Origin of the sequence: Shinella sp. (assembly GCF_052438155.1) — a bacterium.
Taxonomy (GTDB): domain Bacteria; phylum Pseudomonadota; class Alphaproteobacteria; order Rhizobiales; family Rhizobiaceae; genus Shinella.
In genome coordinates this window covers 1-24,749 of the sequence record NZ_JBQVPI010000040.1, presented here as the reverse complement: position 1 = coordinate 24,749, position 24,749 = coordinate 1, and the positions used below count along the sequence as shown (strand labels likewise).

General features: G+C 63.9%; 27 protein-coding genes. 12 read left to right on the top strand and 15 right to left on the bottom strand.

The annotated features are described in order from the left end of the window. Window positions 1–19 precede the first annotated feature (19 nt). The 3 genes from arfB to ACT6VE_RS31685 all read left to right on the top strand — a co-directional run bounded on the left by arfB (window position 20) and on the right by ACT6VE_RS31685 (window position 1,691). Window positions 20–454 (top strand): alternative ribosome rescue aminoacyl-tRNA hydrolase ArfB, encoded by a 435-nt coding sequence (arfB, locus tag ACT6VE_RS31695; protein WP_444802222.1) that lies wholly within the window; start codon window positions 20–22, stop codon window positions 452–454. A 100-nt stretch (window positions 455–554) separates the two neighbouring features. Next, window positions 555–1,067: a peptidoglycan-binding protein LysM gene (lysM, locus tag ACT6VE_RS31690; protein WP_444802221.1), complete on the top strand. Its 513-nt coding sequence runs from the start codon at window positions 555–557 to the stop codon at window positions 1,065–1,067. Window positions 1,068–1,073: 6 nt separating this feature from the next. Then, window positions 1,074–1,691: an alpha-ketoglutarate-dependent dioxygenase AlkB family protein gene (locus ACT6VE_RS31685; protein ID WP_444802220.1), complete on the top strand. Its 618-nt coding sequence runs from the start codon at window positions 1,074–1,076 to the stop codon at window positions 1,689–1,691. Between the two features lie 4 nt (window positions 1,692–1,695). Here ACT6VE_RS31685 and coaA read toward each other — a convergent pair whose 3' ends face one another. The 8 genes from coaA to ACT6VE_RS31645 all read right to left on the bottom strand — a co-directional run bounded on the left by coaA (window position 1,696) and on the right by ACT6VE_RS31645 (window position 7,190). Next, a complete protein-coding gene (coaA, locus tag ACT6VE_RS31680) occupies window positions 1,696–2,691 on the bottom strand; it encodes a type I pantothenate kinase (protein ID WP_444802219.1) in 996 nt (331 codons plus the stop codon). After that, a complete protein-coding gene (locus ACT6VE_RS31675; RefSeq protein WP_069060497.1) occupies window positions 2,691–3,011 on the bottom strand; it encodes a phosphoribosyl-ATP diphosphatase in 321 nt (106 codons plus the stop codon). Before ACT6VE_RS31675 ends, coaA begins: the two co-directional genes overlap by 1 nt. A 10-nt stretch (window positions 3,012–3,021) precedes the next feature. Beyond that, window positions 3,022–3,798: an imidazole glycerol phosphate synthase subunit HisF gene (gene hisF / locus ACT6VE_RS31670; protein WP_444802218.1), complete on the bottom strand. Its 777-nt coding sequence runs from the start codon at window positions 3,796–3,798 to the stop codon at window positions 3,022–3,024. After that, the gene (gene hisA, locus ACT6VE_RS31665; RefSeq protein WP_444802217.1) at window positions 3,795–4,538 is read right to left on the bottom strand and encodes a 1-(5-phosphoribosyl)-5-[(5-phosphoribosylamino)methylideneamino]imidazole-4-carboxamide isomerase; all 744 of its coding nucleotides are present in this window, start codon (window positions 4,536–4,538) and stop codon (window positions 3,795–3,797) included. The genes hisF and hisA overlap by 4 nt, the downstream gene beginning before the upstream one ends. A 1-nt stretch (window position 4,539) precedes the next feature. Further along, window positions 4,540–5,190, bottom strand: coding sequence for an imidazole glycerol phosphate synthase subunit HisH (gene hisH, locus ACT6VE_RS31660; protein ID WP_444802216.1), 651 nt, complete (start codon window positions 5,188–5,190; stop codon window positions 4,540–4,542). A 1-nt stretch (window position 5,191) separates the two neighbouring features. After that, window positions 5,192–5,668, bottom strand: coding sequence for a DUF2628 domain-containing protein (locus ACT6VE_RS31655; RefSeq protein WP_444802215.1), 477 nt, complete (start codon window positions 5,666–5,668; stop codon window positions 5,192–5,194). A 23-nt stretch (window positions 5,669–5,691) separates the two neighbouring features. After that, complete coding sequence (gene hisB, locus ACT6VE_RS31650; RefSeq protein ID WP_444802214.1) at window positions 5,692–6,285, bottom strand: imidazoleglycerol-phosphate dehydratase HisB; 594 nt, start codon at window positions 6,283–6,285, stop codon at window positions 5,692–5,694. 773 nt (window positions 6,286–7,058) lie between these two features. Then, window positions 7,059–7,190: a hypothetical protein gene (locus tag ACT6VE_RS31645; RefSeq protein WP_444802213.1), complete on the bottom strand. Its 132-nt coding sequence runs from the start codon at window positions 7,188–7,190 to the stop codon at window positions 7,059–7,061. Window positions 7,191–7,424: 234 nt separating this feature from the next. Between ACT6VE_RS31645 and hslV the strand changes: the two genes are divergently transcribed. The 5 genes from hslV to ACT6VE_RS31620 all read left to right on the top strand — a co-directional run bounded on the left by hslV (window position 7,425) and on the right by ACT6VE_RS31620 (window position 12,468). Next, on the top strand, window positions 7,425–7,982 hold the full coding sequence (hslV, locus tag ACT6VE_RS31640; RefSeq protein WP_444802212.1) for an ATP-dependent protease subunit HslV: 558 nt from the start codon (window positions 7,425–7,427) through the stop codon (window positions 7,980–7,982). Further along, entirely contained in the window at window positions 7,972–8,514 is a 543-nt protein-coding gene (locus ACT6VE_RS31635) for a GNAT family N-acetyltransferase (protein ID WP_444802211.1), read from the top strand. The genes hslV and ACT6VE_RS31635 overlap by 11 nt, the downstream gene beginning before the upstream one ends. Beyond that, a complete protein-coding gene (gene hslU, locus ACT6VE_RS31630) occupies window positions 8,511–9,821 on the top strand; it encodes an ATP-dependent protease ATPase subunit HslU (protein ID WP_444802210.1) in 1,311 nt (436 codons plus the stop codon). Before ACT6VE_RS31635 ends, hslU begins: the two co-directional genes overlap by 4 nt. Window positions 9,822–9,999: 178 nt before the next feature. After that, complete coding sequence (locus ACT6VE_RS31625; protein WP_444802209.1) at window positions 10,000–10,947, top strand: DUF1402 family protein; 948 nt, start codon at window positions 10,000–10,002, stop codon at window positions 10,945–10,947. A 111-nt stretch (window positions 10,948–11,058) separates the two neighbouring features. Then, on the top strand, window positions 11,059–12,468 hold the full coding sequence (locus ACT6VE_RS31620) for a cytochrome P450 (RefSeq protein WP_444802208.1): 1,410 nt from the start codon (window positions 11,059–11,061) through the stop codon (window positions 12,466–12,468). Here the strand turns inward: ACT6VE_RS31620 and ACT6VE_RS31615 are convergent. Beyond that, window positions 12,413–12,964 carry a hypothetical protein gene (locus tag ACT6VE_RS31615; RefSeq protein ID WP_444802207.1) on the bottom strand — a complete coding sequence of 184 codons (552 nt, stop codon included), beginning with the start codon at window positions 12,962–12,964 and terminating at the stop codon, window positions 12,413–12,415. The two genes, ACT6VE_RS31620 and ACT6VE_RS31615, sit on opposite strands and share 56 nt — an antisense overlap. Before the next feature lie 145 nt (window positions 12,965–13,109). Here ACT6VE_RS31615 and ACT6VE_RS31610 point away from each other — a divergent pair, with 145 nt between their 5' ends. Both ACT6VE_RS31610 and ACT6VE_RS31605 read left to right on the top strand, forming a co-directional pair. Beyond that, complete coding sequence (locus ACT6VE_RS31610; RefSeq protein ID WP_444802206.1) at window positions 13,110–15,116, top strand: hydantoinase/oxoprolinase N-terminal domain-containing protein; 2,007 nt, start codon at window positions 13,110–13,112, stop codon at window positions 15,114–15,116. A gap of 126 nt (window positions 15,117–15,242) precedes the next feature. Continuing rightward, window positions 15,243–17,411, top strand: coding sequence for a malate synthase G (locus tag ACT6VE_RS31605; RefSeq protein ID WP_444802205.1), 2,169 nt, complete (start codon window positions 15,243–15,245; stop codon window positions 17,409–17,411). A gap of 251 nt (window positions 17,412–17,662) precedes the next feature. Here the strand turns inward: ACT6VE_RS31605 and ACT6VE_RS31600 are convergent, their stop codons facing one another. Beyond that, window positions 17,663–18,325, bottom strand: a complete 663-nt coding sequence (locus tag ACT6VE_RS31600) for a L,D-transpeptidase (RefSeq protein ID WP_444802204.1) — start codon at window positions 18,323–18,325, stop codon at window positions 17,663–17,665. Here ACT6VE_RS31600 and ACT6VE_RS31595 point away from each other — a divergent pair, their 5' ends adjacent. Both ACT6VE_RS31595 and ACT6VE_RS31590 read left to right on the top strand, forming a co-directional pair. Then, window positions 18,326–18,643: a hypothetical protein gene (locus ACT6VE_RS31595; RefSeq protein ID WP_444802203.1), complete on the top strand. Its 318-nt coding sequence runs from the start codon at window positions 18,326–18,328 to the stop codon at window positions 18,641–18,643. Between the two features lie 59 nt (window positions 18,644–18,702). Further along, window positions 18,703–19,233, top strand: coding sequence for an MmcB family DNA repair protein (locus ACT6VE_RS31590; protein ID WP_444802202.1), 531 nt, complete (start codon window positions 18,703–18,705; stop codon window positions 19,231–19,233). On the opposite strand, the gene ACT6VE_RS31585 is transcribed toward ACT6VE_RS31590, so the two are convergent. The 5 genes from ACT6VE_RS31585 to ACT6VE_RS31565 form a co-directional block, all read right to left on the bottom strand. After that, a complete protein-coding gene (locus ACT6VE_RS31585) occupies window positions 19,230–19,793 on the bottom strand; it encodes a hypothetical protein (RefSeq protein ID WP_444802201.1) in 564 nt (187 codons plus the stop codon). The two genes, ACT6VE_RS31590 and ACT6VE_RS31585, sit on opposite strands and share 4 nt — an antisense overlap. A gap of 146 nt (window positions 19,794–19,939) precedes the next feature. Further along, window positions 19,940–20,512 (bottom strand): ActR/PrrA/RegA family redox response regulator transcription factor, encoded by a 573-nt coding sequence (locus ACT6VE_RS31580; RefSeq protein WP_160861425.1) that lies wholly within the window; start codon window positions 20,510–20,512, stop codon window positions 19,940–19,942. A gap of 76 nt (window positions 20,513–20,588) precedes the next feature. Next, window positions 20,589–21,890: an ActS/PrrB/RegB family redox-sensitive histidine kinase gene (locus ACT6VE_RS31575; protein WP_444802200.1), complete on the bottom strand. Its 1,302-nt coding sequence runs from the start codon at window positions 21,888–21,890 to the stop codon at window positions 20,589–20,591. Window positions 21,891–21,969: 79 nt separating this feature from the next. Next, window positions 21,970–24,438 (bottom strand): ATP-dependent helicase HrpB, encoded by a 2,469-nt coding sequence (hrpB, locus tag ACT6VE_RS31570; protein ID WP_444802199.1) that lies wholly within the window; start codon window positions 24,436–24,438, stop codon window positions 21,970–21,972. A 33-nt stretch (window positions 24,439–24,471) separates the two neighbouring features. Further along, on the bottom strand, window positions 24,472–24,749 hold a 278-nt coding region (locus ACT6VE_RS31565), incomplete at its 5' end, for a hypothetical protein (protein ID WP_444802198.1).

Genomic DNA, 24,749 nt, shown 5'->3' with positions numbered 1-24,749 from the left:
GGCCAGGAAAGGAACATCCATGGCCAGCGACCCACTTTACATCAAGAGTTCCATCACGATTGCCGGTTGGGAACTGACCGAACAGTTCGTGCTGGCCGGTGGCCCGGGCGGGCAGAATGTCAACAAGGTCTCGACCGCGGTCCAGCTGTTCTTCGATCTGCGCAACTCGCCGTCGCTAAACGAGCGCGTCAAGGCGAATGCCGAAAAGCTTGCCGGTCGCAGGGTCTCCAAGGATGGCGTGCTGATGATCGAGGCGAACCGGTTTCGCAGCCAGGAGCGCAACCGCGAGGATGCGCGCGAGCGGCTGAAGGAGCTGATCCTCAAGGCTGCCGAACCACCGCCGCCGGTGCGCAGAAAAACCAAGCCGACGAAGGGGTCGATCGAACGCCGGCTCAAGGAAAAATCGGGCCGATCGGGCGTGAAACGCATGCGCGCGAAGCCCGGCGGCGAATGATTGCCGCAACTTGGCCGTTTATACGTGAGAGTGAAACGAAACCTTCCCTTCGCAGGAAGGCTCTGCTTAAGTCCAAGAAAACAAAACACGGGAGGTAACCATGGGTCTCTTCAGCTTTATCAAGAGCGCCGGCAAGAAGCTCGGCATCGGCGACGACGAAGCGCCGGCAGCGGACGCGGTCAAGAAGGAGCTCGATTCCTTCGATCTCGGCACGCAGAAGGTCGAGGTTTCTGTCGAAGGCGACAAATGCGTACTGAAGGGCGTCGTGGCCGACCAGACGGCCTTTGAGAAGGCGGTCATCGCCGTTGGCAACACACTGGGCATCTCGAAGGTCGAAGCGGCCGATCTCAAGCTTGCTTCCCCCGATTCCGGCCTGAAGCTCGACAAGATCGACCTGACGGAACTGCTGAAAGTGCCGACGTCCGCCAAGGAGCCGACGCTGCACACGGTCAAGAAGGGCGACAACCTCTGGAAGATCGCCGAAACCTATTTCGGCAAGGGCAAGGGCGCCAAGCATACCGTGATCTTCGACGCCAACCGGCCGATGCTGTCCCACCCGGACAAGATCTATCCCGGCCAGGTGCTGCGCATTCCGGATCTGTCGGAAGCGTGAGCGGCCATGGCTGAGCGCGGCCTCGCACCGGGGCTGCGCTACTTCCCCGATCATTTCGACCGCGCGGCGCAGGAAGCGCTCGTCGCCGCGATAAGGCACGTCGTGGCCGAGGCGCCGCTTTTCGTGCCGCGCATGCCGAAGACCGGCAAGCCGATGTCGGTGCGTATGACCAATTGCGGGCCGCTTGGCTGGGTGACGGACAAGGATAACGGTTACCGCTATCAACCGACACATCCCGAGACCGGACGCCCCTGGCCGGCCATTCCCGATGCGCTGCTGGCTTTGTGGGAGACGGTTGCCGGCTTCGAAAAGCCGCCGGAAGCCTGCCTTGTCAATTTCTATGAGCCAGAGGCGAAGATGGGGCTGCATCAGGACCGCGACGAAACGGAGTTCGGTGCACCGGTCGTGTCCGTGTCGCTCGGTGATCAGTGCCTGTTTCGCGTTGGCGGGGTTTCCCGCAACGATCCGACCCGCTCCTTCCGGCTATCGAGCGGCGATGTGTTTGTCTTCGGAGGAGAAAGCCGGCTGATTTTTCATGGGGTTGACCGGATTTATCCGGGCACGTCGACGCTCCTGAAGAATCCCGGGCGCATCAATCTCACACTGCGTCGGGTCAATCCATAGCCGGCTATAGTTTGCGCAGCGCCACCGTCTCGATGAGGTGGTTCTGGCCCTTTTGCAGGATCAGGTCGGCGCGTGGGCGGGTCGGCAGGATGTTCTGGCGCAGGTTTTTCAGGTTGATGTTGCTCCACAGGCCTTCGGCAATCGCCTGCGCCGCCATCTCGCTGATCGTCGCATAGCGGTGGAAGTAGGAATCGGGATCCTTGAAGGCGGTGTCGCGCAGCCGCATGAAGCGCTCGACATACCAGTTGTGGATCAGCGCCTCTTCCGCATCGATATAGATCGAGAAGTCGAAGAAGTCGGAAACCATCGGCACGACCTTGCCGTCGGCCGGCAGGTTGCGCGATTGCAGGACATTGATGCCCTCGAAGATCAGGATGTCCGGCCGGTCGATGGTCCGCGACGCATTCGGGAGGACGTCGTAGGTCAGGTGCGAATACATCGGCGCCTTGACGTCGGCCTTGCCGGCCTTGATCGCCGAGAGGAAGCGCAAAAGCGCGCCGATATCGTAGCTCTCCGGAAAACCCTTGCGATCCATCATCTCTTCACGCTGGAGCACGGCATTCGGATAGAGGAAGCCATCGGTCGTCACGAGATCGACCTTGGGGCTCGATGGCCAGCGGGCCAGCAACTCGGCAAGGATACGTGCCGTCGTCGACTTGCCGACGGCGACAGAGCCGGCGATGCCGATGACATAGGGTGTCTTTGCCTCGTCGGAGAGGCTGAGGAACTGCTTGCGCTGGCGAAACAGCATCTGCGAGGATTCGACATGGGCCGATAGCAGGCGCGACAGCGACAGATAGATGCGTCGCACCTCGTCGAGATCGATCGGGTCGTTGAGCGAGCGCAGCCGCTGGACCTCGTCGGCCGTAAGCGTCAGCGGGGTATCGGCCCGGAAATGCGCCCATTCCTCTGCCGAGAAGAAGCGGTAGGGAGAATAGTCGCGGTTGCCGAAATCGTCCGGAATATCCGCCTGGTCCTTGTCGAGCGCTGCCTGGATCATCAACTCTGCCGGCTGGCCTTCTCTGCTAGGCCGGACTGGCCCGTACGTCGGGCCAATTCCGCCATGACATCTTGTAACGGTACGCCACCGATTTTCAATACGACCATCAGATGATAGAGCAAATCGGCTGATTCACTCGTCAGAGCGGCCTTTTCGCCTTCGATCGCCGCAATAACGGTCTCGACAGCCTCTTCGCCGAGCTTTTTTGCCGCTTTCTGCTGCCCGGCCGCAACGAGCTTGGCCGTCCAGCTTTCCGCCGGATCGGCCTTGGCGCGGGCATCGACGATCTGTTCCAGATCGGCAAGGGTGAAGGTGCTCATTCGTCCCTCCTCAGTCGAGCCGCATGGCAATGCCATGCTCGGCCATATAGCGCTTGGCCTCGCCAACGGTATAGGTGCCGAAGTGGAAGATCGAGGCGGCCAGCACCGCAGTCGCATGCCCGTCACGCACGCCTTCCACGAGGTGGTCGAGATTGCCGACACCGCCGGAGGCGATGACTGGCACCGAAACGCGGTCGGCGATGGTGCGGGTCAGCGCGATGTCATAACCGCCCTTCTGGCCGTCGCGGTCCATGGAGGTGAGCAGCAGTTCGCCGGCGCCACGCTCCACCATCTTTTCGGCGAAGGCAACGGCGTCGATGCCGGTCGCCTTGCGGCCACCATGGGTAAAAATTTCCCAGCGGTCCTCTTCGCCTTCGGCGGAGACTTTTTTCGAGTCGATCGACACGACGATGCACTGGTTGCCGAACTTGTCGGCCGCCTCGGCGACGAAATCCGGATTGGTGACGGCAGCAGAATTGATCGCGACCTTGTCGGCGCCAGCGAGCAGGAGCTTGCGGATATCCGCCACCGCCCGCACGCCGCCGCCAACGGTGAGCGGCATGAAGCAGTGCTCGGCCGTGCGCGCCACGACGTCGAAGATCGTATCGCGATTTTCGGAGGAGGCGGTGATGTCGAGGAAGCAGAGTTCGTCGGCGCCGGCGGCGTCATAGGCGCGCGCCGATTCCACCGGATCGCCGGCATCGACCAGATTGACGAAGCTGACGCCCTTCACGACGCGGCCGTCCTTCACGTCGAGGCAGGGTATGACGCGGGCCTTGAGGGTCATGCGGCACGTCCTTTCGCGCCACGGATCACGCTGAGCGCTTCCGTGGGATCGATGCGGCCATCATAGAGCGCGCGGCCGGAGATCGCGCCTTCCAGCTTTTGTGCGTCGGGGGCGACGAGACGGTGGATGTCGTCCATCGAGGCGAGGCCGCCCGAGGCGATGACGGGGATGGAGACGGCATCGGCGAGCTCCAGCGTCGAGGCCCAGTTGATGCCGGCCAGAATGCCGTCGCGGTCGATGTCGGTGTAGATGATCGCGGCAACGCCGGCGCCTTCGAACTTCTTTGCGAGCTCGATCACGCCAAGTTCGGAGGCTTCCGCCCAGCCCTCGACGGCCACCTTCCCGCCCTTGGCGTCGATGCCGACGGCGACCTTGCCGGGGAATTTCTTGCAGGCTTCGATGACGAGCGCCGGGTCACGCACGGCGATCGTGCCGAGAATGACGCGCGAGAGGCCGCGCGACAGCCAGTTTTCGATATGGTCCAGCGTGCGGATACCGCCGCCGAGCTGCACCGGGTTCTTCGTCGCCTTCAGGATGGCATCGACGGCAGCGCCGTTGACGCTTTCCCCCGCGAAGGCGCCGTTGAGATCGACGACATGCAGCCATTCAAAGCCCTGGTCCTCGAAGGCTTTCGCCTGCGCGGCCGGGTCGGGATTGTAGACGGTGGCCTGGTCCATGTCGCCGAGCTTGAGGCGAACGCACTGGCCGTCTTTCAGGTCGATGGCGGGAAAGAGGATCATATCAGGGCTTCCAGCGCAGGAAATTGGTGATGAGGGCGAGGCCGAGCGTCTGGCTCTTTTCCGGATGGAACTGCGCGCCGGCCTTGTTGCCGCTGGCGACGAAGGCGGTCATCGCGCCGCCGTAGTCGACCGTCGCGACCACATCGCCCGGGTTTTCCGCGGCGAGATGGTAGGAGTGCACGAAATAGGCGTGCAGGCCGGCCTCCCCGGTGGCAATGCCCTCGAAAAGCGGATGCCGGCGCTGGAGGTCCAGCGTATTCCAGCCGATCTGCGGGATCTTCAGCTCCGGATCGCTGGGCGTCATCAGAACGACGTCGCCCTTGATCCAGCCGAGGCCCTCGGTCGTGGTCTTTTCGAGCCCGCGCGACGACATGAGCTGCATGCCGACGCAGACGCCGAGGAAGGGACGGGCCTTCGCCTCGACGACATCGCGCAGCGCTTCCACCATGCCGGGCACGGCATCGAGGCCGCGGCGACAATCGGCATAGGCGCCCACACCGGGCAGCACGATGCGATCGGCGGTGGCGACGCGGTCGGCCTTGTCCGTCAGGTCGATTTCGGCGTCGATGCCGGCCTCACGGGCGGCGCGTTCGAACGCCTTGGTGGCCGAGCGCAGGTTGCCCGAGCCGTAGTCGATGATGGCTACACGCATGTCAGCGTCCTTCCTGGAAACCCACGAGGCCAAGCATGGGAGCGTGCCGGCGCGCGGATGTTTCGGATGCCGGCAGGACGGGGCGGGCGCTTTCCGGCGCCGGCGCGTCGCCGGTCTGGTTTTCCATGTAGTAAATCTCTTCCGCCGTTGCACGGTCGTCGGCCGATATCACCGCATCGACCGTCCAGCCCTTGCGCTCCAGCGAGGCGACGACCATCGACGGGCCTTCAAGTGCGACGAGGAGGCCGGTGGCAAGCGAGACGCCGAGGCCGGCAAGGCCGAAGACCGGATGGTCGCCGATCATCGAACCGAGCGACTGCACGGCGAAGGCGAGGGCTGCGGCAAGCCAGGCGCGATGCCAGAGCAGCCAGACGACCGGAACGATGAAGGCGAGCCACGAAAAACGGTCGCGGATGATCCGGGCCTTTTCGTCCTGGGATTTTGCGCCCGGCGGTATCAGAACAAGGAATGTGGCCATCGACAGGCCTCCAGATGGGCCAATCAGGCCAGCGAACCCTTCGTCGAGGGAACGCGGCCCGCCTGGCGGGGGTCAATCTCGGTCGCGGTGCGCAGCACGCGCGCGACAGCCTTGAAGCATGTCTCCGAGATATGATGGTTGTTGGCGCCGTAGATGTTCTGGATATGCAGTGTGATGCCGGCGTGCTGGGCGAGCGCGTTGAAGAATTCGCGCACCAGTTCGGTGTCGAAGGTGCCGATCTTCGGCGCCGAGAAATTGACGTTCCAGACGAGGAAGGGGCGGCCGGACACATCGACCGCGGCGCGCGTCATCGTCTCGTCCATGGCAAGGTCGAGCGAGGCATACCGCGTGATGCCGCGACGGTCGCCGAGCGCCTTGGCTAGGGCCTGGCCGATGGCGATGCCGGTGTCTTCCACCGTGTGGTGGTCGTCGACATGCAGGTCGCCGTCGGTCTTGATCTGCATGTCGATCAGCGAATGGCGCGACAGCTGGTCGAGCATATGATCGAAGAAGCCCACGCCCGTCGAAATGGTCGACGCGCCGGTGCCATCGATGTCGACGGTGACCGAAACGGAGGTCTCGTTCGTCTTGCGCGAAACGCTGGCTGTGCGGCTCATTGCAGTCTCCGGTAATTTTATCGCCGCTCCTTAACAGGGCTCCATGGAAAACGCCAGTCTGTAGAGGTTTCTCAGTGCATGCCGAAACGGCCCGCCGGTTGTCCTCGGGTTGACGAAACCAGTCCGGAGAACCGCGCGAAAGCGTTGCCTCTGGGAAAGGTGATTTGGTGGCTTCGCTTTCGCGCGGCCCAGGCGTTCTTCGGAGGCGGTCTTGTCCTCCTTCAGGCATGGCAAGGCTTCGCTGCGCAGTGAGTTGGCGCATATGCCTTTTCCGAAAACCGCTTACGCGCTTTTCGGGGACATGCGCTGCCACTCTGCTTGCATGGCGGACCCAAGCCGACCCCGCGACCCGGGGAAGGGGGAAGCCTCGCCCGCCGCAGTTTCCATCGGCCAGATTCCGTAAGACACGGGAAAAGGCTTTTGGTCACCACGGCGCTCCACGCCTCTTTCGTCCCCGCCGTACGTTTCGGCAGGAATCGAAAGCGCCTCCTCCCGCCCGCATTGACACGTTACGCGATCCGTCCGGCGGCGGAAGGAGGTTCAGGATACAGGCGGTTTTTGGGGTGGGGAAAATCGGGGGGTGCAAAAAACGGGATGGGCCTGGATTGACGCCCATTGTTTTGGTAAACCCTCGCCATGCTCTCCCCGTCATCCTCGGGCTCGACCCGAGGACCCACAAGCTGCGGTGAGGAGGCATGAATCCTCGGGGCAAGCCCGAGGATGACGGAGGGAGGGGCTGCGGGACTTTGTTCAGCAATCCCGCTGCCGGTTCCTCACTTCTTCTTCGTCGAGCTCTCGCTGTTCTTGACCTGCGAACCGAGCGTGGGGGCGGCGGCTTTCTCGACACCCTTCTCCTTTTTCGGTTTTCGCGTTTCCTTGTTGCCTCGTACCTGACCCTTGGCCATAGCCGTCTCCCTCGTGTTGATGGACGACCATAACCTGCCTATCGCGCGGAGAAAGCAAGGTTTATTTTTGGGGCGGATGGCGCTCGCGCTTCGGTGCGGGCCACGTACCGGCACCGCGTCAGGTCCTATCCGCCTGCCATTTGCAATTGTCGAAACGCCGCTTACATAGGAGACAACGAGGCCGCCTCGATGGCGGTGCCATGCCCGGGATGCCGGGTTTTCGAAGGTGCGCTGATGAGTGAACACAACCCCTACGCTTCCATGCACGCCACGACGATCATCACCGTTCGCAAGGACGGCAAGGTGGTGATCGCGGGCGACGGCCAGGTGAGCCTTGGCCAGACGGTGATGAAGGGCAATGCGCGCAAGGTCCGCCGGCTTGGCAAGGGCGACGTGATCGCCGGCTTTGCCGGCGCCACGGCCGACGCCTTCACGCTGCTCGAACGGCTGGAATCCAAGCTCGAACAATATCCCGACCAGTTGATGCGCGCCGCCGTGGAGCTTGCCAAGGACTGGCGGACCGACCGTTATCTGCGCCGGCTCGAGGCGATGATGCTGGTCGCCGACAAGTCCGTCACGCTGGCGCTGACCGGCAATGGCGACGTGCTGGAGCCGGAACACGGCACCATGGCGATCGGTTCGGGCGGCAATTATGCCTATGCGGCTGCCCGTGCGCTGATGGATACGGACAAATCGGCCGAGGACATCGCGCGGCGCGCCATGCAGATTGCCGGCGACATCTGCGTCTACACCAACCACAATGTCGTGGTGGAGACGCTGGATGCCGCTTGATCCCGCCCGGATCGGCTTTTCTCCGGTGGGAGAGGGGCATTACCCGCTGATTCTCGCGTGGCTGAATGCGCCGCATGTGCGGGAATGGTGGGGAGATCCGGACGAGGAAATCGGCTTCATCCGCGACATGGTGGAGGGCAGGGACACGACCCGTCCCTTCCTCATCACACTCGACCGGGAGCCGGTCGGCTATATTCAATATTGGTTTCTCGGCCATCACCAGAACGACGACTGGACGAAGGACAATCCCTGGCTCGTGGAGCTACCGCCGGAGACCGTCGGCGTCGATCTGTCGATCGGCGTGGCCGACAAGGTCTCGACGGGAATCGGCTCCGCAGCGCTTGCCGCCTTCGTCGCCTATCTTCGCGGCCTCGGCCATGAGACCATCATCATCGACCCCGATCCCGCCAACGCCCGTGCGGTTCGTGCCTATTCGAAAGCCGGCTTCCGGCCAGTGCCCGAACTCGAAGGTCGCACCGGCGATGACGTGCTGATCCTGCAATTCGACCCGAAAGCGAACGAGATATCATGACCAACTTTTCCCCCCGCGAGATCGTCTCCGAACTCGACCGCTACATTATCGGCCAGCACGACGCCAAGCGCGCCGTGGCGATTGCGCTTCGCAACCGCTGGCGCCGGCACCAGCTGGAGCCGGACCTGCGCGACGAGGTGATGCCGAAGAACATCCTGATGATCGGCCCGACCGGCGTCGGCAAGACCGAGATTTCCCGCCGCCTGGCAAAGCTCGCCGGCGCGCCCTTCGTCAAGGTCGAGGCGACCAAGTTCACCGAGGTCGGCTATGTCGGCCGTGATGTCGAGCAGATCGTGCGCGACCTCGTCGAGGTCGGCATCGGCCTGGTGCGCGAAAAGAAGCGCGCCGAGGTGACGGCCAAGGCCCATGCCAATGCCGAGGAACGGGTGCTCGACGCGCTGGTCGGCGCCACCGCCTCGCCGGCGACGCGTGACAGCTTCCGTAAAAAGCTGCGCAACAACGAGCTCGACGACAAGGAAATCGAGGTCGACGTTGCCGATACCGGCGGCGGCATGCCCGGCGGTTTTGAAATCCCCGGCATGCCGGGCGCCAATATCGGCGTGCTGAACCTGTCGGAAATGTTCGGCAAGGCGATGGGCGGTCGCAGCAAGAAGGTGAAGACGACGGTCAAGCAAAGCTACAAGATCCTGATCGACGACGAATCCGACAAGCTGCTCGACATGGAGCAGATCCAGCGCGAGGCGGTCCACTCGGCCGAGAATGATGGCATCGTCTTCATCGACGAGATCGACAAGATCGCCGCACGCGATGGCGGCATGGGGGCGGGCGTGTCCCGCGAAGGCGTGCAGCGCGACCTGCTGCCGCTCGTCGAGGGCACGACGGTTGCGACGAAGTACGGGCCGGTGAAGACGGACCATATCCTGTTCATCGCCTCCGGCGCCTTCCATGTCTCGAAGCCGTCGGACCTGCTGCCGGAGCTTCAGGGCCGCCTGCCGATCCGCGTCGAGTTGAAGGCGCTGACCAAGCAGGACTTCCGCCGCATCCTGACGGAGACCGAGGCGAGCCTCATCCGCCAGTACAAGGCGCTGATGCTGACGGAAAGCGTCGACCTCGACTTCACCGAGGACGCGCTCGATGCGCTGGCCGACGTGGCGGTGCAGTTGAACTCCAGCGTGGAAAATATCGGTGCACGGCGTCTCCAGACGGTGATGGAGCGGGTGCTCGACGAGATCTCCTTCGAGGCCCCGGACAAGCCGGGCAACAAGCTGGTCATCGACGCCGAGTATGTCCGCAAGCATGTCGGGGCGCTTGCGGCCAATACGGACCTGTCGCGCTACATCCTGTGACGTTTCCGCACCGGTGGTCGCCTTCGCGACCGCCGGTGCCGGGTTTTTGACGGGAAGGGGCCTCGACAGCAAGGGCATCGCGGCCTAGGTCATTGCCACGTTTTGGCATCATTCCGACATGTTTCTCTTCCATCGGTCTCGCCATTCGCCGACATCATCAGAAGACGGAACCGCAATCGTGCGACAGCTGATCCCTGTGTTTGCCCTCGCAGCCGCCCTTTTTGTCCAGAGCCAGACCGTGGCATTGGCCATCGACGTGGTGCCCGCCGGCAATATCAATGCCGAGCAGCCGAACATCCCGGGGGCTTCCGTGCGCCGCACGAAGGCCGGAAAAACCTCCTTCGACGCGAAATACGAGAAGGTGCGCGATCTTCTCGCCACCGATCGCGAGCTCACCGGCAAGATCAAGTCAACTGCCGGCAAATACGGCATCGACCCGATCCACATGGTCGGCGCGATCGTCGGCGAGCACACCTACAATGTCGACGCCTATGACCGGCTGCAGAGCTACTATGTGAAGGCGGCGTCCTATACGGGCAGCTTCCGCTTTGCCTATGACGGGGAATCGGTCGCGGATTTCGTCGATCGGCCGGAATTTGCGCAATGCGCCAGCAAGAAGGGCTCCTACGGGCTGTGGACCTGCCGCGAGCAGGTCTGGAACCGGTCGTTCAAGGGCCGCACGGTCGGCGGCACGTCCTTCCCGAACAACCGCTTCAGCGCGGTGTTCTTCCAGCCCTTCTATGCCGGCCAGACCTTTGGCCTCGGCCAGATCAATCCGCTGACGGCGCTGACGCTGACGGACGATGTGGCCCGCATTTCCGGCTACGACCGGCTCGACGAGGCGGATGCCGCCGGCGTCTACAAGGCGATCATGGATCCGGATATCTCGCTTGCCTACATGGCAGCCTCGATCCGCCGCTCGATCGACGCCTACAAGAAGATCGCCGGTGTCGATATCTCGAAAAACCCGGGTGTTACGGCAACCCTCTACAATATCGGCAACCCGGACGCCCGCGCTAGCGCCTTCGCCGCCCGCCGCGCTGCCGGCGAGGTGACCTGGCCGGAAGAAAACTATTACGGCTGGCTGGTGAACGACAAGCTGGCGGAACTTCGGTCCCTGCTCTGATTTTCCGCATGTCGCGGGGTGCAAAACCGCTACGCAGTTTGCTGGAATTGCTCTAACTTCCGCCTCTATATCGGCCCAGTCTTCAGGTCAGCCGATAAAAGGAGCCCGACAATGGACGTGCGTCCCGAGCCGTTCGAACCGCCGGCGCCGATCCCGCGCACGGTGCCGCCGTCGAAGCTCGAGATCATCCGCACGGTGTTCCGCAATCCGCTGGAGCTGTGGGGCGAGCCCTCCTATACGCTGCCCTGGATCATGACGAGTTTTTTTGGCGAGAAGACGCTGATCGTCAACGATCCCGGCCTCATCAAATATCTGCTCGTCGACAATGTCGCCAACTACAAGATGGCGGTGGTGCGCCAGCTTGTGCTGCGGCCGATCCTGCGTGACGGGTTGTTGACGGCGGAGGGCGCGGTCTGGCGCCGCTCGCGCAAGGCCGTTGCGCCAATCTTCACGCCGCGCCACGCCAAGGGCTTTGCCAGCCAGATGCTGGCGCAGTCGGAGCTTTACGCGCAGAAATACGAGGGCGCCGACGGTGCGGCCTTCGATATCGGCAACGACATGACGGAGCTCGCCTTCGCCATCCTGTCCGAGACGCTGTTTTCCGGTGAGATCGTCACCTCCTCCAACAATTTCGCCGATGACGTGGATGACCTGCTGCACTCCATGGGCCGTGTCGACCCGATGGACCTTTTGCGCGCGCCGGCCTGGGTGCCGCGCGTCACGCGGATCGGCGGGCTGAAGGTCTTGGGAAAGTTCCGCAAGATCGTGCGTGACACGATGGCATTGCGCCAGAAGCGCATGGAAAGCGCTGCGGACGAAGCGCCGAACGACTTTCTGACCCTGCTGCTTCGCGCGGCCGGGCCGGAGGGGCTGACCATGGAGGAGGTGGAGGACAATATCCTGACCTTCATCGGCGCCGGCCACGAGACGACGGCGCGGGCGCTCGCCTGGACGCTATATTGCGTGGCCAACAGCCCCCACGTGCGCGAGGCGATGGAAGAGGAAATCGACCGGGTGCTGGCAAGTGGCGCCGATCCCGTCGAATGGCTCGACCTGATGCCGTGGACGCGCGCCGCCTTTGAGGAGGCGATGCGGCTTTATCCGCCGGCACCCTCGATCAACCGCGAGGCGATCGCCGACGACGTCTGGACGAGCCCGTCCGGCGAACGGGTGGAGATTCCGAAGAACGTGACCATCCTCGTCATGCCCTGGACGCTGCATCGCCATGCGCTCCTCTGGCAGAAGCCGCGCGCCTATATGCCCGAACGCTTCCTGCCGGAAAACCGCGATGCCATCCACCGTTTCCAGTACCTGCCCTTCGGCGCAGGTCCGCGCATCTGCATCGGCGCGACCTTCGCCATGCAGGAGGCGATCATCGCACTTGGCGTGCTGATGCACCGCTTCCGCTTCGACATGACCGAGACGACACGCCCCTGGCCGGTGCAGCGCCTGACGACGCAGCCGGCTAACGGATTGGCGTTGCGGGTGACGGCTCGTCGGCCCGCTTCTTCGATTTCTTGATCGTCTTGATCGAGGCGCAGGTCGCTTCCGGGTTCTTGCAGGGCTGGTAGACGACGATTTCGCTGCCGCTACCATCATCCCACACCGCCTGGACGGCGATCGTCTGCGCCTCGCCCGGCTTCAGGTTGAGATAGAGCCAGTTCTGGCTGTCGTCCGACGGCAGGTTGAAGGGCAGTTCCGGATCGCATGCCGCCATCGGGAACGTCTTGTCGAGCGCGTCGGAATTGATCGAGTAACGCACCTCCTTCAGCCGGCAATGCATGGTCTGCAAGGCCGTGAAATAGATGAGCTGCTGGTCGGCGAACTCGCGGAACTGCACCCAGCCGGTCTGCTTGTTGGCATCCAGCATCGCCTTGTAGATCGTTACGTCCGGGATTTGCGCCTGGTATTGCTCCTCGCCTTCTTCCTGGGCCTTAGCGGGCAGGCTGCCGGCAAGAAGGGACGTGCCGAGAAGAAGGGCGGCCAGAAGCGGCCTTCTGATGGAGAGATCGATCACTGGATGGACTCCTCGTTCTTTCACCTGATGTCGCCGGCGGGATGGTGGCAATCGACTTGGACATGCAATAACACCATTCCAGACCCGCTTTGAAAAGAGCCAGTGCTGTTTTGAACAAGACGGCAGGCAGTCCGGAAGAATTCTCGTGGCAGATCATTTGTTACTCGGCATCGATACCGGCGGCACCTATACGGATGCCGTCCTCTACAGCGAAACCCACGGCGTGGTGGCCCGCGCCAAGTCGCTCACCACCCGCCACGATCTTTCGGTCGGCATTTCGGGGGCGGTCGAAGCCGTACTTGAGCAGGCGAAAGCCGCGGTTTCCGCCATTGGCCTGGTCTCACTGTCGACGACGCTCGCAACCAATGCGCTGGTTGAGGGGCAGGGCGGCCGCGCCGGACTGGTGATGATCGGTTTCGGCCCGGAAGACCTGAAGCGGGACGGGCTTGCCGATGCGCTGGGCAATGATCCGGTGCTGTTCCTGCCCGGCGGCCACAACGTGCATGGCAACGAGACGCCGCTCGATATGACGGCGCTGGACGAGGCCCTGCCGATCCTGTCGCAAACCGTGTCCTCATTCGCCGTCGCCGGCTATTTCGCCGTGCGCAACCCGGCGCACGAGCAGCGGGTGCGTGACCGTATCCGCGAGGTCTCGCACCTGCCGGTGACCTGCAGCCACGAACTGTCCTCCAAGCTCGGCGGCCCGCGCCGCGCGCTGACGACGCTGCTCAACGCCCGCCTCGTCTCGATGATCGACAGGCTGATCGGCGCCTGCGAAGACTATCTTACGCGCCGTGGCATCCATGTGCCGATGATGGTGGTGCGCGGCGACGGCGCGCTGATCTCGGCTGCCGAGGCGCGGCTTCGCCCGATTGAAACCATTCTCTCCGGCCCGGCGGCAAGCCTTGTCGGCGCACGCCACCTGACCGGTCTCGACAATGCCGTCGTCTCCGACATTGGCGGCACAACGACGGATGTCGCGGTGCTCGACGGCGGCCGGCCGAAGCTCGATGCGGAGGGCGCGGTTGTCGGCGGCTACCGCACCATGGTCGAGGCCGTCGCCATGCGGACCTTCGGGCTCGGTGGTGATTCGGAGGTGCGCATCAATGATCGCGGCCTGAAGGCGAAGATCGATCTCGGGCCGCGTCGTTTCCTGCCGCTCAGCCTTGCCTCGGCGCTGCATCCGGACGCTATTGTGCCCGTGCTCGAACGCCAGATCCGCACGGCGCATGTCGGGCGTCATGATGGTCGTTTTGCCGTGCGCACCGGCGTGCCGGAGCGGCTTGCCAGCGGGCTACAGCCGCAGGAACAGGCGCTTTACGAAAAGATCGGCGCGGTGCCACTGCCACTTGATGGTCTGCTCGTCACCACACTGCAGAAGGCGACGCTCGACCGTCTGGTCGCCCGTGGCCTCGTGCATCTTGTTGGCATCACGCCGTCGGATGCCATGCATGTGCTCGGCGGGCAGGGCCAATGGGATGCCGTTGCCGCCCGCCTCGGGCTGGAACTGGCTGCCCGCACCAAGGACGGCACCGGCCGGCCGATCGCCGAAAGCCCGCAAGTGCTGGCGCGTCTCATCGTCGATCGACTGACCCGCCAGTCGGCGGACGTCATTCTCTCCGCCTGCCTTGCCGACGACAGTGTGGGCTCGCTCGATCCGGCCAATTCGATTTCCATCGACCGCGCGCTTCACCGCGTGCCGGGCATCGTGAAATTTCGCGTAGCGCTCGACCGGCCACTCGTCGGCCTCGGGGCGTCGGCGCCGGTCTATTATCCTGATATCGCCGATATGCTGGGTGCCGAATCGTTCATTCCGGCCGATGCCGGCGTGGCCAATGCCGTCGGCGCGGTCGTCGGCCAGGTGCGCGCGGCGGTCACGGTCTTCGTGACCATGCCGGAGGAGGGCATCTTCATCGTCAATGGTGCGGGTGATAGCGTGCGCCTGATCGACGAGGCGGCAGCCTTCTCGCTGGCCAAGGAGCGGGCGGTGGCAGCGGCGCTAACTTCCGCCCGGGCCAATGGTGCGGACGAACCGGTCGTGACGCTGTCGGAAGAGATCGACGCACCCGAGGTGGAAGGCCGCCGCAAGCTCATGGAGGCGCGCTTTACCGCCACGGCAAGCGGCCGGCCGCGCATTGCGGACGAGGCATAAGTACGATTTTATCCGTAGCGGAATAAATTCTTTATGCCTTTGCCGAATTGACTATGAAGGAAAGCTCCGGAAAGTGACAGCATTCGGGATACTCCCCCTTCGTCCCGCCATTCGGAGCCTTTTCAGATGACTTTTACCGATAAAGCCGGTCTTTCGATCGACAGCGCCCTTTATGACTTTATCGTCGCGGAGGCGCTTCCCGGCACCGGCGTGGACGCCGAGCGCTTTTTTGCCGATTTCTCCGCCATCGTGCACGACCTTGCGCCGGAAAACCGCGCGCTGCTCGCCAAGCGCGATGCGTTGCAGGAAAAGATCGACGCCTGGTATCGCGCAAACGGCGCGCCGGTGGACATGGCGGCCTATGAGGCGTTTCTGCGCGAGATCGGCTACCTGCTGCCGGAGGGCGGCGATTTTTCGGTGACGACGGACAATGTTGACGCGGAAATTGCCAGCCTCGCCGGCCCGCAACTCGTCGTGCCGGTCATGAATGCGCGTTATGCACTGAATGCCGCCAATGCGCGCTGGGGTTCGCTCTATGACGCGCTTTACGGCACGGACGCGATCCCGGAGGCCGACGGCGCGGAAAAGGGCAAGGGTTATAATCCGAAGCGCGGCGCAAAGGTGATTGCCTGGGCGCGCGGTTTTCTCGATGACAGCGTGCCGCTTGCCGGCGCTTCCTGGCGTGATGCGGCGGGTCTTTCCGTCGAGGGTGGAAAGCTCGTCGTCGCGCTGACCGGTGGCGGCAAAACGGGTCTTGCGGACGAGGCGAAGTTCGCCGGTTATCTCGGCGAAGCCTCCGCACCGACGCGCCTCCTGTTGCGCAACAACGGCCTGCATGTCGACATCCGCATCGATGCCACGACGCCGACCGGCAAGGACGATGCGGCGCATATTTCCGACCTGATCATCGAATCGGCGCTGACCACGATCATGGACTGCGAAGACTCCATCGCCGCCGTCGATGCCGAGGACAAGGTCGCCGTCTACCGCAACTGGCTCGGCCTGATGAAGGGCGATCTTTCCGAAGAGGTCGAGAAGGGCGGCAAGACGATCACGCGCCGGCTCAACCCCGACCGCGAATACACCGCGCCGGACGGATCGACCGTTTCGCTTGCGGCGCGTTCGCTGATGCTGGTGCGCAATGTCGGCCACCTGATGACCAATCCGGCGATCCGCGATCGTGAAGGAAACGAGGTGCCGGAAGGCATCATGGACGCCGTGGTGACAGCACTCATCGCGCTGCACGACGTCGGCCCGAACGGTCGCCGCAAGAATTCGCGCGAAGGCTCGATGTATGTCGTCAAGCCGAAGATGCACGGGCCGGAAGAGGTCGCCTTCGCGTCAAAACTGTTCGGACGCGTCGAGGCCGCCGTCGGCATGGCGCCCAACACCATGAAGATGGGCATCATGGATGAGGAGCGCCGCACGACGGTCAACCTCAAGGAAGCGATCCGCGCTGCCAAGGAGCGCGTCGTCTTCATCAATACCGGCTTCCTCGACCGCACCGGCGACGAGATCCACACCTCGATGGAAGCGGGCCCGATGATCCGCAAGGGCGACATGAAGCAGGCCGCGTGGATTGCGGCCTATGAGAACTGGAATGTCGATATCGGCCTGGAATGCGGCCTGTCCGGCCATGCGCAGATCGGCAAGGGCATGTGGGCCATGCCCGACCTGATGGCTGCCATGCTGGAGCAGAAGATCGCGCATCCGAAGGCCGGCGCCAACACCGCCTGGGTTCCCTCGCCGACGGCAGCGACGCTGCATGCCACGCATTACCACAAGGTCAATGTCGCCGAGGTGCAGGCAGCCCTGCGTTCGCGCCCACGGGCAAAGCTCTCGGATATCCTGTCGGTGCCGGTTGCCGTTCGGCCGAACTGGACGCCGGAGGAAATCCAGCGCGAGCTTGATAACAATGCGCAGGGTATTTTGGGCTACGTCGTGCGCTGGGTAGACCAGGGCGTCGGCTGCTCCAAGGTGCCGGACATCAACAATGTCGGCCTGATGGAAGATCGCGCGACGCTGCGCATCTCCGCCCAGCACATGGCGAACTGGCTGCACCACGGCGTGGTGACGGAGGCGCAGATCGTCGAGACCATGCAGCGCATGGCGGCGGTGGTCGACGGGCAGAATGCAGGCGACCCGCTTTATCAGAAGATGGCCGGCAATTTCGATGGTTCGATTGCCTATCAGGCCGCGCTCGACCTCGTGCTCAAGGGCCGCGAGCAGCCGAACGGTTATACCGAACCGGTTCTGCATCGCCGCCGGCTGGAACTGAAGGCGGCCAGCGCCTGATAACAAGAAGCTGCCGAAGCAATCCGGCAGCTCGGCTTGCCGACAAGGGCCGCACACCTCTTCGCCGTCATGGTCGGGCTTGACCTGACCATCCACGCTCCGGGCGAGGCGGTGGATCCTCGGCTCAAGGCCGAGGATGACGTTGGGTGGGGAGGTGAGCGTGGTGCCCATCAAGGTGGCCATGCAAAGCACAAACGAAAGAAGCCGCCGGATCACTCCGGCGGCTTCTTTGTTTGAAAAGTGGCGTCCGCTTACTGCTGGACGACGACGCGGGCGCCCTGGCCGGGGCGGACGCGCTTGTAGAGATCGATGATGTCCTGGTTCATCAGGCGGATGCAGCCCGACGATGCGGCCGTGCCGATGGAAGCCCATTCCGGCGTGCCGTGCAGGCGGAACAGCGTGTCCTGGCCCTTCTCATTGAAGAGGTAGAGCGCGCGCGCCCCGAGCGGGTTTTTCAGGCCCGGGCCCATGCCGTCCTTGACGTAGCGGGCGACTTCCGGCTTGCGGTCGGCCATTTCCTGCGGCGGATGCCAGTTCGGCCATTCCTGCTTCCAGGCGATGTAGGCCTCGCCCTGCCAGGCAAAGCCCGACTTGCCGACGCCGATGCCGTAGCGCACGGCCTTGCCGCCGGGCAGCACGTAATAGAGGAAGCGGTTCGGCGTGTTGACGACGATCGTGCCGGGCTTTTCCTTGGTGGCGTAGTCGACGATCTGGCGGTGGAACTTCTCGTTCACCTTGCTGATCGGGATTGCCGGGAGAGCATAGCCATTGTCCTCAACAGGGCCATATTCCGATGTGAAGATGGCATTTGTCGCCACCTTTTGGCCCGGAAGGGACGGGGAGGAATAAGAGCAACCGGCGAGCGTGACGGCCGCTGCGAGGCCGCACAGGAGGAGGGCATTGCGGAAGCGCATGTGATTCTCTTGGAAAAAGGAATTAAGAAGTTCCGAGACGCGGAGCTTTCATTGATTATGGTTTATTTTCGATTAAGCCAGTCAATGCAAGTCTGCGTGCTCCGGCGTGGGCTAAAGCCAAAGCAAAAAGCCGGCGGATTGTTTTTTTGCAACAACAATGCCCGGAACCTGCTGCTTTCACCGCGCCCCAGCCATGCCAAGCATGCCTGCGCGCGCCGTTCAATGCCCTTGCTCTACGCCCGCATCGAAGCCGCACAGGAACCGTGCCGCGCGGTTAATGAAACCCTTCATCGCTTGCGAATCAGCCCCTCGCCTTAACTTTTCCCCGGCCGGCGAACCGTTTCGCGGTAAAATGCGATTCGCCGAGGTTGACCCACATGACGATCGTATCGCTCCACAACGACAATCCGCTGATCGACGGCCGCCAGTCCGACCGTGCCATGATGGTGCGCCGTGGCGTGCAGCGCATGCTGGCCGAGATGCGCCATGCGGTGCTGCCCGAACTGACGCTGGCGAGCGGCCGGCGCGCCGATCTGATCAGCCTGTCGGACAAGGGCGAGATCTGGATCATCGAGATCAAGACGTCGATCGAGGATTTCAAGGTGGATCGCAAATGGCCGGACTACCGCCGCCATTGCGACCGGTTGTTCTTCGCCACCCATAAAGAGGTGCCGCTCGACATCTTCCCGGAAGACTGCGGCCTGATCCTCTCCGATGGTTATGGCGCGCACGTTATCCGCGACGCGCCGGAACACAAGCTGCCAGCGCCGACACGCAAATCCGTGACCTTCGCCTTTGCCCGCGTTGCCGCGGGGAGGCTGCTGCTTGCCGAGTTTTCGATGGACGGGCGGCAGGACGGGCCGGATATCTCGGCCATCGTCTCCGGACGACGGGACGAACCGGCTTAGGCGAAAATCGCCGTTGCGCCGGTGACATACAGAATGGCCACGGCAACGACCACGCAGACGACCGTCTTGCTCTTCGCCAGTGCAGCCGTGCCAAGAAGCACATAATAGATCATGTTGAGGCCGGCCCAGAGCGCGATGTCCGATGGCGACCATGGCGTGGTGACGGCAGAGATCGCATTCGGGACCTGGGTGATGAGGTTGCTGGCCAGCACGCAGAACACCACCACGGGCCGGTGTTCCATGATGTGGTTGTCCAGCGTGTCCTTCTCGGTGGCTTTCGGGAAGACCTGGGTGGCGGCGAAATAATAGAGCAGGGCGACCATCGCCACGGCGAGCGCAGCCAGATAGCTGACGTCGGGAAGCTCACGATAGGCCCAGGCGTTCATCCAGAAGGTGATGAGATCGACGAGAAGCAACGTGCCGAACAGCGGTGCGACGATGCCGATCCGGCGCGTGCTGCGTTCGTCATAGGCACGCGAAAAGCCGGAGACGACCTCGGCGACGGCGAGACCAAGCAGCAGGCCGTAGAAACCGAACATGAAGCCGAATGCGTCGCTCACTGAAGTCTCCGGACAGGTTGGAAGCCGCGTCGACGATTGCCGTAGCGGCGACCGTCCTGGCTTTCAACCGTGCATAGCAGCCGGCGCATCAAAAGAATCGACCATTTTCGGGTTGGCCTGGCCTGAACTCGGATCGTCGCAGGTTTTTACTTGGGCGCGCGTTTCGCCAGGATGCGCTGGAGCGTGCGGCGGTGCATGTTGAGGCGGCGCGCTGTCTCGGAGACGTTGCGATCGCACATTTCATAGACACGCTGGATATGTTCCCAGCGCACGCGATCCGCCGACATCGGGTTTTCCGGCAGTTCCACGCGCTCGCCCGGGCGCTGCGTCAGCGCGGCAAAGATGTCGTCGGCATCGGCGGGCTTTGCCAGATAATCGACGGCGCCGAGTTTTACGGCGTTCACGGCGGTGGCGATGTTGCCGTAGCCGGTCAGCATGATGATGCGCGTGTCGTCGCGGCGCTGGCGGATGGCGGCGATCACGTCGAGGCCGCTGCCGTCGCCGAGGCGCAGGTCGACCACCGCATATTTCGGCGGGTTCGTCTTGGCCTTGGCAATGCCCTCCGCGACTGACTCGGCCGTATCGACGGCAAAGCCGCGCGTTTCCATGGCGCGCGCGAGGCGACGCAGGAAGGGCGCGTCGTCATCGACGAGGAGAAGCGACGGATCCGGGCCGATATCGTCTGCTGCGATGCTGTGCGTGTCGGTGTTTTCTGCCATTTTCGTCTTCCGAGGCCGATTTTCGTCCATTCTTGATCAAGATCAGCTTATCGCCCGTAAGCTTGGGCGGGTAAAGTCATTTCGCGGCCTTCGCCTCCATGCGTGCCCGCGGCCAATCGACCGAGACACGCGCACCCGGCCGATCGCCCGTGCGGTTGCCGAAGGTCAATTTGGCGCCGGAGCGCTCGAGCAGGGTCTTGGCGATGAACAGCCCGAGCCCGAGCCCGCCGGCCCGTTCGTCGCGCTGGCGCTTGGTGACATAAGGATCGCCGATGCGCTGGAGAATGTCCGTGGCATAACCGTCGCCGTCGTCCTCGATGACGATCGTCACGCGCTCCGGCGTGTGGTCGACGGTAATGGTGACCTCTTCGCGGGCATGGTCCACCGCGTTTTCCAGGAGATTGCCGAGACCATAGAGAATGCCGGGATTGCGGTTGCCGACCGGCTCGCCGTTGCGGTCGTTGTTTTCAACCAGGTTGAGCCGGATGCCGAATTCGCGGTGCGGCGCCAGCACCTCTTCCAGCAGCGAGGAAAGCGGCAGCACCCGCATATGCGCCTCGTCCTCCGTCGACAGCGTCGTCAGCCGGCGCAGGATGTCGCGGCAGCGCTCGCTCTGGCTGCGCAGCAGCTGCACGTCCTCCTTGAAGCGTTCGTCGGTGCCGAGTTCGCGCTCCATCTCGCGCGCAACGATGCTGATCGTGGCAAGGGGCGTGCCGAGTTCATGGGCGGCAGCCGCGGCAAGGCCATCGAGCTGCGACAGGTGCTTTTCCCGCTGGAGAATGAGCTCGGTCGCCTGCAGCGCATTGGAAAGCTCGGCGGCTTCCTGCGACACACGGTAGGAATAGAAGGCGGCGAAGGCGGTGGTCGACACGATGGCGAACCAGAAGCCGGCCGTCAGGATCGGCGGAACGACGAGCAGGGTGCCGGGAAACCACGGCAGGGGGAACGGCGTGAAGGCAAGCGCGGTGATGCCGAGGAAGGACAGGAAGCCAAGCGGCAGGCTGAAACGAATCGGCTGGAGCGACGACGAGATGATGACGGGCACGCAGACGAGCGGCGCAAACGGGTTGGCAAGGCCGCCCGTAATGAAGAGAAGCGCCGTCAGTTGGCAGAGGTCGAAGGCAAGCAGCTGAAAGGCAGAGGCCGGCGTCAGGCGGTGCGCGGGGGGAAAGCGCACGGCGAGAAAGAAGTTCACCGCCGCCAGCAGGGCGATCAGCACGCCTGCCGGCAGCAGCGGCAGCGGGAATGCCAGCCACAGTCCGACGACGATGACGCTGATCGTCTGGCCCGCCACCGCCAGCCAGCGCAGACGAATGAGCGTTTCGAGGCGCAGCCGCCGGCCGGCACCCTCGAACTCGATGTCCTGATACCCTGCCATATCTTTTCCTCTTGGCTCTAGAGCACTTGCGCAATTCCGGCCGCAAGATCGCTTCACACTTTTACTGGAATGCTTTCTCTTATGTACCGCGCGGTTTGACGCGCGTCGTCGGCATGGCCTCGGCCGGGTCCTCCGGCCAGGGGTGCCTCGGATAGCGCCCGCGCATGTCGGCCCTGACATCGCGCCACGAGCCCGCCCAGAAACCGGGCAGGTCGCGCGTCGTCTGGATGACGCGGTGCGCCGGCGAATGCAGTTCCAGCAGCAGCGGCAGCCGCCCGCCTGCAATGGCGGGATGCTGCTTCAGCCCAAAAAGCTCCTGCACGCGGATTTCCAGCACCGGCTCGTCACCATCATAACGGATCGGGTGGCGGTGGCCGGTCGGCGCCTCGAAATGGGTGGGGGCCAGCCGCGCGAGATCGCGCTGGACCGCGTAGGGCACCAGCGCCGTCAGGCCGTCCTGCAGGCTGGCCGACTTGATATCGTCGATGCCGCGCGTCGTCTCCTGGAAGGGCACGAACCAGGTATCGAGCGTCGCCAGCAGCGCGTCGTCGCTGGTATCCGGCCAGGGTTCGCCGATCGAGCGATGGAGGAAGCCGATCCGGTCACGCAATTGCGCCGCCTCGCGGGAAAACGGCAGGGCCTGAAGGCCGAGCTGGCGAACGCCATCGGCCAGCGCCAATGCGGCTTTCGCTCCACTCGGCCGCGGAAGCGGCGCCTCCTCCAGAATCATCGCCCCGAGGCGAACGACCCGGCGGGCGCGCACCTGCCGACTGGCGCGGTCGAAGACGCATTGGTCCTCGCGCACGATCTTGTCCGCAAGCTCGGCCTCTACCGTGGCACGGTCGATTTCGGCGGCGGCGAGAATGCGCTGGCGGCCGGCCTGTCCCGTCAGGTCGGCGACGACGATCATCTCGCAACCGGCAAGCCGCTCGGTCTCCGGCAGTTCTGCGCCGCGCCCGTTCGCCATGACGAACCGACCGCGACCACCCCGTTGCAGGGCCACCCGGTCCGGGAAGGCATGCAGCAGCAAGGCGCCCGGCATGCTCGCCCCGTCTCCCTTCGCCTTGCCAAAGCCTTCGGCCATGCGGCTCGCCAGCCGGCGCGCGGCGTCCGCGCGTTCTCCGCGTTCGTTCGCAAAACGCCGCAGGCGCTCTTCGATATCCACGGCCGGGCCGCCGAGCCCCTGTTCCGTCAGCAGCACGGCGAGGCGGGCGGCCGCTGCCTGCTCACCGTCCTTGGAGGCATGCAGGATCATCGCTGCAAGCCGCGGCGGCAGCGCGAGGTCTCGGATGCGTTTTCCCGCCGGCGTCAAAGCACCAGCCGCGTCGAGCGCGCCAAGCAGGCGCAGCAGATTGCGCGCCTCTTCGAGCGCCGCGACCGGCGGCTGGTCGACGAGGCGCAGGGCTGCGGGATCGGTAACACCCCAATGGGCGAGGTCGAGCACGAAGCCGGACAGGTCGCTGGAAAGAATCTGCGGTGGCGTGAAGGCGGGCAGCGCCGCCGTCTGGCCGGCATGCCAGAGACGGATGGCGATGCCGGGCTCGGTTCGCCCGGCACGCCCGGCGCGCTGGTCGGCCGAGGCGCGCGACACGCGCACCGTCTCCAGCCGCGTGATCCCGGTCGCCGCCTCGAAGACCGGCAGGCGTTGCAGCCCGCTGTCGATGACGATGCGCACACCATCGATGGTGATCGACGTTTCGGCAATCGACGTCGCCAGCACGATTTTCCGCGTGCCGGCCGGGGCCGGCCGGATCGCCGCGTCCTGTTCCTTCTGGCCGAGATTGCCGTAGAGCGGCACGATAGTGGTCTCCGGCCCGAACCGGTCCGCCAGCCGCTCGGCGGTACGGGTGATCTCGGCCTGTCCCGGCAGGAAGGCGAGGATCGAGCCACTCTCTTCACGGTGCGCCGTAACGATGGTGCGGGTCATGCCGTCCTCGATGCGCTCGCCGGCCGGTCGGTCCTGGTAGCGGATATCGACGGGGAATGCGCGCCCCTCGCTTACGATGACAGGCGGATTGTCGAGCAGCGCCGACACCCGCGCGACATCGAGCGTCGCCGACATGACGAGGATGCGCAGGTCCTCGCGCAGCGCCGCCTGCACGTCGAGCGCCAGCGCCAGGCCGAAATCCGCATCGAGCGAACGCTCGTGGAATTCGTCGAAGAGCACCGCGCAAACGCCGGGCAGTTCCGGATCGTCGAGAATCATGCGGGCAAAAACGCCCTCCGTCACCACCTCTATCCGTGTCTGCGCCGAGACGCGGTTGTCGAGCCGCATGCGATAGCCGACGGTCTCGCCGACCCGTTCGCCCAGAAGTGCCGCCATGCGGCCGGCCGCGGCGCGCGCGGCAAGCCGGCGCGGCTCGAGCAGGATGATGCGTCCGTCGCCCCGCCAGGTCTCGCCAAGAAGGAAGAGCGGCACCAGCGTCGTCTTGCCCGCACCGGGCGGCGCGGAAAGCACGGCGCGCGTGCCCGACGAGAGCGCAGGGCCGAGTGCCGGCAGCGCTTCAAGGACCGGCAGGCGCGGCAAGGTATCGAGGATCGACACCATGCTCAGATCGCTCCCTCTCTATAGGAGGCGTCATTATAGGGGGCGGACATGCTCTTCTCCGGTCTCGATTGCCCTCTTTGCATAGCCCGGCAGTACCGCTTGGAGAAGGGGCGAGGATCCGTGGCCGGGGTAAACCGGCATTCGTCGCGGTTTCGTCATGTTTTTTACCGTCCGGACAAGATTTTTGGCTGTCTCTCGCCGCTTTCCCGGAAGTTTCGGGGAAGTGTGTCGGGCTGTTGAATAAGAAAGTTGTTTGATTTCAGTTGGTTGTTTGTTTTTTGATTTTTCTTGTTCCCCGCTGTTGACGTTGT